Origin of the sequence: Agrobacterium sp. V1 (assembly GCF_030518355.1) — a bacterium.
GTDB classification, from domain to species: domain Bacteria; phylum Pseudomonadota; class Alphaproteobacteria; order Rhizobiales; family Rhizobiaceae; genus Agrobacterium; species Agrobacterium cucumeris.
In genome coordinates this window covers 1,167,628-1,179,132 of record NZ_JAULSF010000002.1, presented here as the reverse complement: position 1 = coordinate 1,179,132, position 11,505 = coordinate 1,167,628, and the positions used below count along the sequence as shown (strand labels likewise).

The window sequence follows — 11,505 nt, the reverse complement described above, 5'->3', positions numbered from 1 at the left end:
GCCGCAAGGTCAGGCGAGTGCCGCCCGCAGATCATGGGAAAGGTCGCGGATTTCGCTGAGGTCGAGTTCCGCTTCCACATGTTCGAGGTGATGGGTCATCAGATGCGTGGCCCTCGCCGGGTCGTTATTGGCGATCGCGTCGACAATTTCCGCATGTTCGTCGGGGCCGCAGTTAAAGCGGTCCGTATTGCGGTAAACGGCGGTGATGAGGGAGGAACGCGAAATGAGGTCGCGCATGGTGGTGAACAGGAAATCGGAACCGACCGTTTCCGCAAGCAGCAGGTGGAAGCCGCCGGAAAGCTTGATGATGTCGGTGGTGATGTTGTGAGCGTTGGCCACACGCTCTTTTTCGACATGGTCGCGAAGCCGCTTCAGAGCGGCCTTGGTGGCGGATTTGCAAAGCCGCTCAACAACGCATTGTTCCACGGTACGGCGCACGAAGAACACGTCTCTCGCCTCTTCGACCGAGGGTTTGGAAACGAAGGCGCCGCGATTGGGAACGATGGTGACGAGACCGTCTCGCTCCAGCACGGAAAGCGCTTGGCGGATGCGCGCGCGGCTGACACCGAAAATCGTGGCGAGCTGTTCTTCTTTCAGCTGCACGCCCGGGCGAAGCCGTCGTTCAGCGATCGACAGCCAGACTTTCTCGACAATTTGCTGCGTGGACTGGCCGTTCTGTTCGGTCATCGGTTTCGCTCTCCATTGTGGGTAGAGAAGCGTGATGCGGTGGAAAAAGTCAACCGTTTCAACAGAGTTTTGGTTGCAAGATTGTCAACAATCTGAAATAATATTGTGTACTATAAACAGGGCAGTTGTCATGGAATTCGACTTCACCACGCTCGAGCCGCAGAGCCGTTACCGTCTGCTGACGAATTTTATCGGTCCCCGGCCGATTGCGCTCGTCACGACGCGTTCGGCTGCCGGCCACAATAATGCGGCGCCGATGAGCTTTTTCAACGTTTTCTCCCATGATCCGCCGATCGTCGTCCTCGGTATCCAGCCGCGGGTGACGGGCGAGGAGAAGGACACGATGGTCAATATTCGCCGCACCGGCGAATTCGTCATCAACATGGTGGACATGGCCCTGTCGGAACAGATGCTCGTCTGCGGCCTCGGCTTCGACAGCGAGGTGGACGAACTTTCCATGGCGCGGCTGACCGCGACCCCGTGCAGCAAGATCGATGCAAGCTTTGCGGCGGAATCACCCTGCGCCTTTGAGTGCCGGGTGGAGCGCCTGATCGATTATCCGCGCCGTACGCTGGTTCTGGGTGAGGTCGTGCATATGCATGTGCACAAGGATTGCCTCGATGAAGAGGGGCGTTATGTCGATCCGGACCGCTACCAGCCGATCGCACGTCTTCACGCCGACAATTACATTACTTCGGACCGCCAGTTCGTCCTCAAGGCGCCAGCGATTACCGACTTCATCAAGCCAGATGGCGCGTGAAGGTCCTGAAAGGCTTACCCCGATGCATATTCGCCTGATCAACCCGAACTCTACGGCCTCGATGACGGCGCAGGCGCTCGACAGTGCCTTGCGCGTCAAACACACGGATACCAAGATTTCCGCTGCAAATCCCCTCGATACGCCCGTCAGTATCGAAGGTGGAGCGGATGAGGCGCTGGCCGTTCCGGGCCTGCTGCAGGAAATCCGCAAGGGTGAACAGCTGGGCGTTAACGCCTATGTCATCGCCTGCTTTGACGATCCGGGACTGCATGCTGCCCGCGAAGTCGCGCGCGGGCCGGTCATCGGCATCTGCCAGGCCGCCGTGCAGGTGGCCATGACGATCAGCCGCCGATTTTCCATCATCACCACCCTGCCGCGTTCGATCCCCATCATCGAGGACCTTGTCGGCAACTATGGGGCGGAGCGGCATTGCCGCCGGGTTCGTGCCATCAATCTGCCGGTGCTTGGTCTCGAAGAAGACCCTCTCGCCGCTGAGATGATGCTGATCCGCGAGATCGAAGCGGCCAAGAAGGAGGACGCGGCGGAAGCGATCATCCTTGGATGCGCCGGCATGTCGGCTCTGTGCGACAGGCTGCGCGAGGCAACCGGTGTGCCTGTTATCGATGGGGTTACGGCGGCGGTGAAATTGGCAGAGGCGCTGGTGGGGGCAGGTTACAGCACTTCGAAGGTCAATGCCTATGATTATCCGCGCATCAAGGAAACCATGCTGGTTGCCTGAGCCGTGAGACGGCATACGGTTTCGGGCAATGTGGATGCCCGAAACCGCGCCATTTTCGACCTGAATTAGCGGACGTGCTTCAATTGCAGGCGTGATACGCCCGCCGCGATGTTCACGCCCGTGCCAACCTCCGCGCTGATCGGCTGAAGCGCGAAATTCTTGGCATTACCGCCGATCAGGGCGTTTGCGCCAATACCGATGCCGACAGAGGCTGCGGCGGAGGCGCCGACGTAGTCGCCGCCAAGCGCACCGTCGCCGATGCGGCTTGCCGCCGTGTTGAACACGATCCAGCTCATATAGGTCTTGCCCGTCACGCCGATATCGAGGCCGAGCTTGCCGATGGTGCCGGTGTAGCGCTCGGTCTTGCCGGAACGCTGGCGAAACTGGCAATCGACATTTTTGCTGGAACCGATCACAAGTCCGACCCCGCCGGCGATTTCGCAGGACAGGGTACCGACGCGTTCCTTCTGGACGGTTTCAGTGGCACGCTTCGAGTTATGCCTGGTTTCGGCTGAAGCGAGCGGGGCAAGTGCCAGGGTTGCGATGGCGGTTGCGAGAACGAACTTCTTCATTGTTTATCACTCCTGTTATTGTTGACGAGGTGGAGGCGCGGGGAGGCCGCGTCCAGCCTGATCGACGGCCGCTGGCGGATCGCCAGATCGGCGATGATGGGTCGCGATGTGAAACATTCGGCGATGATAACCGCCCGTTCGAAGGCAGAGAGTGTTTCAACTTCCCCTGTAAGGACGATGCACCCATCAGAGGAACTGACGGAGATGCAGCTGTTTTCCTGCCCGTCCGCATAGGCGATCAGTGCCTGCAAGGCGGCGCACAGGCTGATTTCCTGGGGATTGCAGCCCGGTGCCGTATCTGCGTTCCATGAAAGCATCATCGTGAAACCTCCCGCCTTGAACATTGACGGATCACTTCAGGGCTTTGGCGATGGCGTCTTTTGCCCGGCCAAGTTTCTCCTGTGCGTGGCCGGCCACTTTTTCGGCCTTGCCTTCCGCTTCAAGTCGCCCATTGCCGGTGATTTTTCCGGTCGCTTCCTTGATGGTGCCCTTTGCCTGACGGGCAATGCCTTCGATACGGTTTTTGTCCATGATGCACTCCTTCCATCGTTGGATCGTGCCGCTGCTGACAACGGCATGATGGGAAGGTAGTGCGGTGCAATGGCCTGAAGCAGAGCATTTTCTACTAGTTGAACTGGTATAAAGTGACCTATTTTGGCAAAAGCAGGCCGCTATTTTTCCCTGCGGCCGGAAAAGCCCCGTTCGCGTGCCCAGATAACCGCGGCGGTCCGGCGGTTCACGCCGATCTTGCCATAAAGCGACGCGATGTGATTGCGGATGGTGTGCTTGGAAAGATGAAGCCTGTCGCTCATTTCCCTGTCGCTGCACCCGTCACAGATCAGCGACAGGATTTCCTCCTCGCGATCCGTCAGGTCCTTCAGCGATGCCGACGGCGTCGCGCTGCGCGCGTTCTGGCGCAGTCCCGCCAGTCTTTCGACGACGGTTCTGCTGAACCATGAGGTATCGGTCATCACGCTTTCGATCGCTTCGATCAGTTCATTTTCCGAGCGTCTGCGCTCGGTCACGTCCTGTATCGCCCAGATGACACATTGCTGGTCGTTGATCTCGGCGCGTTCGGCAGAAACGATGCATTCGGCCGTGCCGCCATCGCTCAGCTTCATACGCATATTTTCGTTGCGGATGGGGATGTTGTCCTTCAGCCGCTTCTCAATATCCCGGCGCGCCGCCACATCTTCCCAAAGTCGCAATTCGCCGGCGGTTTTTCCCACCACCTCCGGCTCCTTGCGGCCGCATAGCTGCAGGAAGGCGTCGTTGACTTCAGTCAGCACGAAATCCTCCAGCCGCGAAACGGCAGCGGGTGCGGGCGAAAGGCGGAAAGACTTGAAGAACCGTTCCTCGCTCTGGCGCAGCGCGTTCTGTGCCCTGCGACGCCCGTCAAGATCGGCGAAGGTGAAGAGCATGCAGGGCTCTTCGGCAACCGCGATGGTTTCGCCGGCGACGATCACCAGCCTGTCGCCTCCCGGTATGGGAATGAGCGCCTCCCGCTGACGGATGATCCTGCCCTCATGCAGTCGCTTCAGTGCGTCCTCGCCGGTGTCGCATTCGGAAAACAGTCCAAGCTCCTCGACGCTCACGCCGATAATCTCCTCACGCGTGAAGCCGGTCATTTCAAGAAAGCCCTGATTGACGCGGATGAAACGCTCGTCTTCCAGCCGGCAGATCAAGCCCGGGGCAGGGTTTGCGTTAAAGGCGCTTTCAAAGCGGGCTTCGGCCTCGAAACGGGGTGTCTCGTCGCGGATGATGAGGACGAGAACATCGGGTCTGGCACCGGCATCCTCAAGAACGAGGCCACGTATCGTATGGACCCAGCACTCCTCCTCATTGCCGCTCGGCGACACTTCAACCGTCACGTCGTCGAAATCATCGCCGGCCAGAAGACGCTCAAGCGGATATTGTCCCTCTTCGAGCAAATGGTTGTTGCGATAACGAAGCGTGAAATTGCGCCTGTAGGCCGCGGCATCCTCTCCCAGATCCGCAAGTGCCTCGATGCGGTGCATACGAAGTGCCGCCCTGTTTGCCCAGGCAATCGTTCCGTCGTTCTCGAGCAGGATCAAGCCGTCGCTCAGCCCGGCGATCAGATTCTGCAATACCAGCCGGTTGATCTTCGGAACCTCTGCGATCGCGTCCATGCTTCCCCCGATATCCTGATCCTTGACCCGATTATAACGCATGGTTGCGGCAAGTGTTGCAATGAGGTCCTGCCTGTGTTTCCGCGATCCGGCAGTCTCCTGTTGCTGCCGGATTTGCGACAAGGCGCGTCAGGCACTAGTGTCCGGTTGCGTGCTGTCGCGCGCAGCGACACGTGTCATGGGAGGACGCATGATCGACAAGCTGGAATTTTTCATCGCATTGGCGCGCGCGGAGCATTTCGGGCGGGCCGCGGAGGAATGCGGTATTTCGCAGCCCAGCCTCTCGGCGGCGATCCGGCAACTGGAGGATCAGCTGGGTGTCGTTCTGGTGGTGCGCGCCGCTCGTTATCAGGGGCTGACGCCGGAGGGCCAGCGTGTGCTGGAATGGGCGCGCCGCATCGTTGCCGATACGCGCACCATGCGCGAGGAAATGCGCGCCGCCCGCAAGGGTCTGGCCGGCCATATCCGCCTTGCGGTCATTCCCACCGCGCTTGCAATGGTGCCGCGATTGACGGAACCGTTTCAGGCGCGCCATCCGGATGTTACCTTTTCCGTGACGTCACGTACCTCGCTTCAAGTCTTGAGCCAGATCGAGAATCTCGAGATCGATGCGGGAATCAGCTATCTCGACAATGAGCCGCTGGGGCGGGTGACGACGGTGCCGCTTTATTCGGAGCGATATCACCTGATTGCAGCGGCCGGAACGCCTTTGGCCGATCAGGAAAGCGTTACCTGGAGGCAGGTTGCCGGTCTTAGGCTATGCCTATTGACTTCGGACATGCAGAACCGCCGCATCATCAACAAGCACATGGCGGAAGCGGGTGTGGAGGTGAAACCTACGCTCGAATCCAATTCGATGATCGTGCTTTTTTCCCATATTCGAACCGGACAATGGGCTTCAATAATGCCGCGTAACATAGCGGAATCATTTGGTTTTCCAAAGCAGATAAAAATGATCCCGATCATCGAGCCCGATGCTGAGCATCTCGTGGGGTTGATTGCGACTTACCGCGAACCGCACACGCCGCTGGTTTCGGCGCTTCTTCATGAGGCGCGGCAGCGCGCTTCGGAGCTGGTTTTTGATAGGAAATCCCTATCGAGCGACGGAAACACCGTATTGACCTGATCCTGCCGCTCTCGCCATTCTCGCTGTCAATGCAGGGGCTGCGAAAGGGCTGAAAATGTCCCGCCCGCCATCCTTGCCCCTGTCGGTTTGGGAGGACTGGCTTATGAATATCCAGGCGGTTGCCGCAGATGAGGCGGCCCGTGTTTCCGCGGTCATTGACGACTTTCTTCACCTCGAAGGGCCGATGCTGCCCATCCTGCACGCGGTTCAGGAAGAATTCGGCTACATTCCCGAAAGCGCCAAGCAGATCATCGCCTCCGCACTGAATGTGTCGCGGGCGGAGGTGCATGGGGTCGTAACCTTCTATCCCGATTTTCGTGATCATCCTTCCGGCCGACATGTCTTGAAGCTCTGTCGCGCCGAGGCTTGCCAGTCGATGGGTGGCGAGCCTCTGGCGGATACCATCAAGTCCCGGCTCGGCCTTGACTGGCATGAAACCGCCGCTGACGGCTCCGTCACGCTGGAACCGGTTTTCTGTCTCGGGCTTTGTGCGCAGGCGCCGGCCCTGATGCTGGACGGCGAAGTCCATGCCCGCCTTGACGAGGACTGTCTTGGCGACATTCTGACGGAGGCGCGCCGATGAGTGTCACCGTTTTTGTTCCCGGCGATTCCGCCGCGCTTGCCGTTGGCGCAGACCGCGTGGCTGACGCCATTGCACGGGAGGCGGCCAGCCGTAATCTTGATGTGCATATTGTCCGCAACGGTTCGCGCGGCATGCTCTGGCTCGAAGTGCTGGTCGAAGTGCGCACCGACCATGGCCGCATCGCCTACGGGCCGGTGAACGCCGGCGACGTCGCCTCGCTTTTCGATGCGGATTTTCTGACCGGCGGCGAGCATCGTCTCTGTCTCGGGCCGACCAAGGACATCCCGTTCCTGAAAAGCCAGACGCGTCTGACATTTGCGCGCTGCGGCGTCACTGATCCATTGTCGCTTGAGGATTATCGCGCCTATCAGGGCATGAAAGGCCTCGAAAAAGCCGTCGCCATGGCGCCGCTCGACATTGTCGCCCAGGTGACCGAAAGCGGCCTGCGCGGGCGCGGCGGCGCAGGTTTCCCCACGGGCATCAAATGGAAGACCGTTGCCGATGCGGTGGCCGACCAGAAATATATCGTCTGCAATGCGGACGAGGGCGATAGCGGCACCTTCGCCGACCGCATGATCATGGAAGGCGATCCCTTTGTGCTGATCGAAGGCATGGCGATTGCCGGCCTTGCCGTTGGCGCGACGAAGGGTTTCATCTATACGCGCTCGGAATATCCGCACGCGATCAAGGTCATGGAGCAGGCAATCGAAATCGCCCGCCGTGAAGGCATCATCGGCGCCTCCGTCCTCGGTTCCGGGCGGGCCTTTGATCTCGAAGTGCGCATGGGTGCCGGCGCCTATGTCTGCGGCGAGGAAACATCACTTCTCAACAGCCTGGAAGGCAAGCGCGGCACCGTGCGTGCCAAGCCGCCGCTACCCGCCCTGCAGGGACTGTTCGGAAAACCCACCGTCGTCAACAATGTGATTTCGCTGGCATCCATTCCGGTCATCATGGATCTGGGTGCCGCCTTTTACCGCGATTTCGGCGTCGGCCGTTCGCATGGCACGATCCCCATCCAGCTTGCCGGAAACATACGACATGGCGGGCTTTACGAGACCGCCTTCGGCCTGCCGCTCGGCCAGCTGGTTAACGATATCGGTGGCGGCACGATCACCGGACGTCCCGTCAAGGCGGTGCAGGTGGGCGGTCCGCTCGGCGCCTATTTCCCGGTTTCGCTGTTCGACACGCTCTTCGACTATGAAGCCTTTACGGCGGCTGGTGGCCTCATCGGGCATGCCGGTATCGTGGTTTTCGACGACACCGCCGACATGCTGCATCAGGCCCGGTTCGCGCTGGAATTCTGCGCCGTTGAAAGCTGCGGCAAGTGCACGCCCTGTCGCATCGGCTCGACGCGCGGCGTCGAGACGGTTGACAGGATCGCGCTCGGCATCGAGCGGGAGAAAAATACGGCGCTCCTTGAAGATCTCTGCGAGACCATGAAATTCGGTTCGCTTTGTGCGCTTGGCGGCTTTACGCCCTATCCCGTCATGAGCGCGCTCCGGCATTTCCCTGATGATTTTGCCCCCATCCCACGTGTTGAAGCGGCGGAGTAAGACCATGGCCCTTGTTTCTGAATTCGACTACGGAACCCCGAAATCCCGCGCAACGGACATGGTGACGCTCACCATCGACGGCCGGCAGATCACCGTACCGGCGGGAACGTCGATCATGCGGGCCTCACGCGAAGCGGGTATCGACGTGCCGAAACTCTGCGCCACCGATATGGTGGATGCGTTCGGTTCCTGTCGGCTCTGTCTTATCGAGGTGGAAGGCCGCAACGGCACTCCCGCCTCCTGCACCACGCCTGTCGCCGCCGGTCTTGTTGTGCATACGCAGACGGAGCGGCTGAAGCAGATCCGCAAGGGTGTGATGGAGCTTTATATTTCCGATCACCCGCTCGACTGTCTGACCTGCGCGGCCAATGGCGATTGCGAGCTGCAGGACATGGCGGGTGCCGTGGGCCTGCGCGATGTGCGCTACGGTTATGAAGGTGACAATCACGTCAAGGCACGCACCGGTGATGGCGATCTCAATGCCCGCTGGATGCCGAAGGACGAAAGCAATCCCTATTTCACCTATGATCCTTCCAAATGTATTGTCTGCTCGCGTTGCGTGCGCGCCTGTGAGGAAGTGCAGGGCACATTTGCACTGACGATTGAAGGGCGTGGTTTTGAAAGCCGCGTGTCACCCGGCGCGCATGAGGCCTTCCTTGATTCCGACTGCGTTTCCTGCGGTGCCTGTGTGCAGGCCTGCCCCACCGCGACACTGACGGAAAAATCGGTGATCGAGATCGGCCAGCCGGAGCATTCGCTGGTCACGACCTGCGCCTATTGTGGTGTCGGCTGTTCCTTCAAGGCGGAAATGCGCGGCGAAGAGCTGGTGCGCATGGTGCCGTGGAAGGACGGGCAGGCCAATCGCGGGCACTCCTGCGTCAAGGGCCGTTTCGCCTATGGCTATGCGACCCACAGGGACCGTATCCTCAACCCGATGATCCGCGAAAAGATCAGCGATCCCTGGCGGGAAGTCAGCTGGGAAGAGGCCTTCTCCCATGTCGCGTCGGAGTTTCAGCGCATCCAGGGCCAATATGGCCGGGAAGCGATCGGCGGCATCACCTCGTCCCGCTGCACGAATGAGGAAACCTTCCTCGTTCAAAAACTCATCCGTGCCGGTTTCGGCAACAACAATGTCGATACCTGTGCCCGCGTCTGCCACTCACCCACGGGCTATGGTCTCGGTCAGGCTTTCGGCACCTCGGCGGGAACGCAGAATTTCGATAGCGTGGAGCATTCCGACGTCGTCGTGGTCATCGGTGCCAATCCGACGGACGGGCACCCGGTCTTCGGTTCCCGGCTGAAAAAGCGGCTGCGGCAGGGCGCAAAACTCATCGTCATCGATCCCCGCCGTATCGATCTCGTGCGCGGCCCGCATGTGGAGGCGTCCTTCCACCTGCCGCTGAAGCCCGGCACCAACGTCGCCGTGCTGACAGCGCTTGCACATGTGATCGTCACCGAAGGCCTGTTCAACGAGGCCTTCATCCGCGAGCGTTGCGACTGGTCTGAATTCGAGGATTGGGCCGCTTTCGTTGCCGAGCCTCAGCACAGCCCGGAAGAAACCGAAAGTTTCACCGGTGTTCCGGCGGAAGAACTGCGCGGGGCCGCCCGCCTTTATGCCCGGGGCGGCAATGGTGCGATCTATTACGGCCTTGGCGTGACCGAGCACAGCCAGGGGTCGACCACGGTCATGGCGATTGCCAATCTGGCCATGGCAACCGGCAATATTGGCCGCCCCGGCGTGGGCGTCAATCCGCTGCGCGGGCAGAACAACGTTCAAGGCTCCTGCGATATGGGCTCGTTCCCGCATGAGCTTCCGGGTTACCGGCATATTTCCGATGACGCCACGCGCGACATCTTCGAGAAACTCTGGGGCGTAAAGCTCAACAACGAGCCGGGACTGCGTATCCCCAACATGCTAGACGCTGCCGTGGATGGCAGCTTCAAGGGCATCTACATTCAGGGCGAGGATATTCTCCAGTCCGATCCGGACACGAAGCACGTGTCCGCCGGTCTTGCCGCCATGGAATGCGTTGTGGTGCACGATCTCTTCCTGAACGAGACCGCGAATTATGCGCATGTCTTTTTGCCCGGTTCCACCTTCCTCGAAAAGGACGGCACCTTCACCAATGCCGAACGCCGCATCAACCGCGTGCGCCGGGTCATGTCGCCGAAGAACGGCTTTGCCGACTGGGAGGTGACACAGAAGCTGGCGCAGGCCATGGGGCTTTCATGGAACTATGCACATCCGTCGGAAATCATGGATGAAATTGCGGCGACGACACCGAGTTTCGCCAGCGTTTCCTATGATTATCTCGAGCGGAACGGTTCGGTGCAGTGGCCCTGCAACGAGAAGTTCCCGCAGGGGTCGCCGATCATGCATGTGGACGGTTTCGTACGTGGCAAGGGCAAGTTCATCCGCACGGAATATGTGGCGACGGATGAACGCACCGGCCCGCGCTTTCCGCTGCTGCTCACCACCGGCCGCATCCTGTCGCAGTACAATGTCGGCGCGCAGACACGGCGCACGGAAAACGTCGTGTGGCATGAGGAGGATCGGCTGGAAATCCACCCGCATGATGCCGAACAGCGCGGCGTCAAGGATGGTGACTGGGTGAAGCTTGCCAGCCGCTCCGGAGATACGACGCTGAGGGCGCTGATCACCGACCGCGTGGCGCCGGGCGTGGTCTATACGACCTTCCACCATCCCGGCACGCAGGCGAACGTCATCACCACCGACTTCTCCGACTGGGCAACGAACTGTCCCGAATACAAGGTGACCGCCGTGCAGATATCACCTTCCAATGGGCCGACGGAATGGCAGGAGGAATATGACGCGCTCGGCCGCCAGTCGCGGCGGATCACCGGCAAGCTGGAGGCAGCCGAATAATCGGGGCCGGGGGTGCCCCGGCCACTTGAAACATGGACGCCGACCGGCAGGCGGCGCGGGGAACAGTATGTTGCTTAATCACACCGACGAAAAACTGGTGAGAATGGCGAACCAGATCGCGACTTTTTTCCTGTCTCAGCCGGAGGATGTCCGCATTGACGGTGTCGCCACCCACATCAACAAATTCTGGGAGCCGCGCATGCGCCGCCGGTTTTTCGAGATCGTGGATGCCGGTGCCGGCGATTTTCTGCCGCTGGTGATCGCAGCCTCAGCGGAGATCAAGAGACCCGGAACACCCACCGCCGATGCGGTGGGGCTTGGGGAGGATGCAAAGGGCGCGCCGGGAGGCAAGGGGCCGGCTGCGGGTGAGTCCCTGTCCGAGCCGAGTATTCCCGAAACCAGACACTGAACGCGGCGAGGGCCGCCTTTATCTATTGCCGCATGGGAG

12 protein-coding genes are annotated in these 11,505 nt (G+C 60.3%); 7 read left to right on the top strand and 5 right to left on the bottom strand.

What is annotated here, in order from left to right; translation table 11 throughout:
- Positions 1 to 9: 9 nt before the first annotated feature.
- Entirely contained in the window at positions 10 to 687 is a 678-nt protein-coding gene (locus QSV77_RS19340) for a GntR family transcriptional regulator (RefSeq protein WP_142857939.1), read from the bottom strand.
- A gap of 130 nt (positions 688 to 817) precedes the next feature.
- On the opposite strand from QSV77_RS19340, the gene QSV77_RS19335 reads away from it, so the two are divergent.
- Positions 818 to 1,447 (top strand): flavin reductase family protein, encoded by a 630-nt coding sequence (locus QSV77_RS19335; RefSeq protein WP_142857941.1) that lies wholly within the window; start codon positions 818 to 820, stop codon positions 1,445 to 1,447.
- Between the two features lie 22 nt (positions 1,448 to 1,469).
- The gene (locus QSV77_RS19330) at positions 1,470 to 2,186 is read left to right on the top strand and encodes an aspartate/glutamate racemase family protein (RefSeq protein ID WP_302734714.1); all 717 of its coding nucleotides are present in this window, start codon (positions 1,470 to 1,472) and stop codon (positions 2,184 to 2,186) included.
- Between the two features lie 65 nt (positions 2,187 to 2,251).
- On the opposite strand, the gene QSV77_RS19325 is transcribed toward QSV77_RS19330, so the two are convergent.
- From QSV77_RS19325 to QSV77_RS19310, 4 genes are all read right to left on the bottom strand, one after another.
- Positions 2,252 to 2,758 (bottom strand): DUF992 domain-containing protein, encoded by a 507-nt coding sequence (locus QSV77_RS19325; protein ID WP_302734713.1) that lies wholly within the window; start codon positions 2,756 to 2,758, stop codon positions 2,252 to 2,254.
- Complete coding sequence (locus QSV77_RS19320; RefSeq protein WP_302734712.1) at positions 2,755 to 3,102, bottom strand: BON domain-containing protein; 348 nt, start codon at positions 3,100 to 3,102, stop codon at positions 2,755 to 2,757. Before QSV77_RS19320 ends, QSV77_RS19325 begins: the two co-directional genes overlap by 4 nt.
- 7 nt (positions 3,103 to 3,109) lie before the next feature.
- Positions 3,110 to 3,289, bottom strand: coding sequence for a CsbD family protein (locus QSV77_RS19315; protein WP_271363133.1), 180 nt, complete (start codon positions 3,287 to 3,289; stop codon positions 3,110 to 3,112).
- Positions 3,290 to 3,429: 140 nt separating this feature from the next.
- On the bottom strand, positions 3,430 to 4,908 hold the full coding sequence (locus QSV77_RS19310) for a helix-turn-helix transcriptional regulator (RefSeq protein ID WP_302734710.1): 1,479 nt from the start codon (positions 4,906 to 4,908) through the stop codon (positions 3,430 to 3,432).
- Between the two features lie 190 nt (positions 4,909 to 5,098).
- On the opposite strand from QSV77_RS19310, the gene QSV77_RS19305 reads away from it, so the two are divergent.
- The 5 genes from QSV77_RS19305 (at position 5,099) to QSV77_RS19285 (ending at position 11,466) form a co-directional block, all read left to right on the top strand.
- Complete coding sequence (locus QSV77_RS19305; protein ID WP_142841979.1) at positions 5,099 to 6,034, top strand: LysR family transcriptional regulator; 936 nt, start codon at positions 5,099 to 5,101, stop codon at positions 6,032 to 6,034.
- 103 nt (positions 6,035 to 6,137) lie between these two features.
- Positions 6,138 to 6,617, top strand: a complete 480-nt coding sequence (locus tag QSV77_RS19300) for a formate dehydrogenase subunit gamma (RefSeq protein WP_046801244.1) — start codon at positions 6,138 to 6,140, stop codon at positions 6,615 to 6,617.
- Positions 6,614 to 8,170 (top strand): NADH-quinone oxidoreductase subunit NuoF, encoded by a 1,557-nt coding sequence (locus tag QSV77_RS19295; RefSeq protein WP_302734709.1) that lies wholly within the window; start codon positions 6,614 to 6,616, stop codon positions 8,168 to 8,170. Before QSV77_RS19300 ends, QSV77_RS19295 begins: the two co-directional genes overlap by 4 nt.
- A gap of 4 nt (positions 8,171 to 8,174) precedes the next feature.
- A complete protein-coding gene (gene fdhF, locus QSV77_RS19290) occupies positions 8,175 to 11,057 on the top strand; it encodes a formate dehydrogenase subunit alpha (RefSeq protein ID WP_302734707.1) in 2,883 nt (960 codons plus the stop codon).
- Between the two features lie 67 nt (positions 11,058 to 11,124).
- The gene (locus QSV77_RS19285; protein ID WP_142841982.1) at positions 11,125 to 11,466 is read left to right on the top strand and encodes a formate dehydrogenase subunit delta; all 342 of its coding nucleotides are present in this window, start codon (positions 11,125 to 11,127) and stop codon (positions 11,464 to 11,466) included.
- Positions 11,467 to 11,505: the final 39 nt, after the last annotated feature.

Excerpts from the sequence above, each read along its gene's own strand:
- QSV77_RS19300 (WP_046801244.1), top strand. The coding sequence starts at position 6,138 with ATGAATATCCAGGCGGTTGCCGCAGATGAGGCGGCCCGTGTTTCCGCG.
- QSV77_RS19335 (WP_142857941.1), top strand. The coding sequence starts at position 818 with ATGGAATTCGACTTCACCACGCTCGAGCCGCAGAGCCGTTACCGTCTG.
- QSV77_RS19295 (WP_302734709.1), top strand. The coding sequence starts at position 6,614 with ATGAGTGTCACCGTTTTTGTTCCCGGCGATTCCGCCGCGCTTGCCGTT.
- QSV77_RS19310 (WP_302734710.1), bottom strand. The coding sequence starts at position 4,908 with ATGGACGCGATCGCAGAGGTTCCGAAGATCAACCGGCTGGTATTGCAG.
- QSV77_RS19285 (WP_142841982.1), top strand. The coding sequence starts at position 11,125 with ATGTTGCTTAATCACACCGACGAAAAACTGGTGAGAATGGCGAACCAG.
- QSV77_RS19325 (WP_302734713.1), bottom strand. The coding sequence starts at position 2,758 with ATGAAGAAGTTCGTTCTCGCAACCGCCATCGCAACCCTGGCACTTGCC.
- QSV77_RS19330 (WP_302734714.1), top strand. The coding sequence starts at position 1,470 with ATGCATATTCGCCTGATCAACCCGAACTCTACGGCCTCGATGACGGCG.
- fdhF (WP_302734707.1), top strand. The coding sequence starts at position 8,175 with ATGGCCCTTGTTTCTGAATTCGACTACGGAACCCCGAAATCCCGCGCA.
- QSV77_RS19315 (WP_271363133.1), bottom strand. The coding sequence starts at position 3,289 with ATGGACAAAAACCGTATCGAAGGCATTGCCCGTCAGGCAAAGGGCACC.
- QSV77_RS19320 (WP_302734712.1), bottom strand. The coding sequence starts at position 3,102 with ATGTTCAAGGCGGGAGGTTTCACGATGATGCTTTCATGGAACGCAGAT.
- QSV77_RS19340 (WP_142857939.1), bottom strand. The coding sequence starts at position 687 with ATGACCGAACAGAACGGCCAGTCCACGCAGCAAATTGTCGAGAAAGTC.
- QSV77_RS19305 (WP_142841979.1), top strand. The coding sequence starts at position 5,099 with ATGATCGACAAGCTGGAATTTTTCATCGCATTGGCGCGCGCGGAGCAT.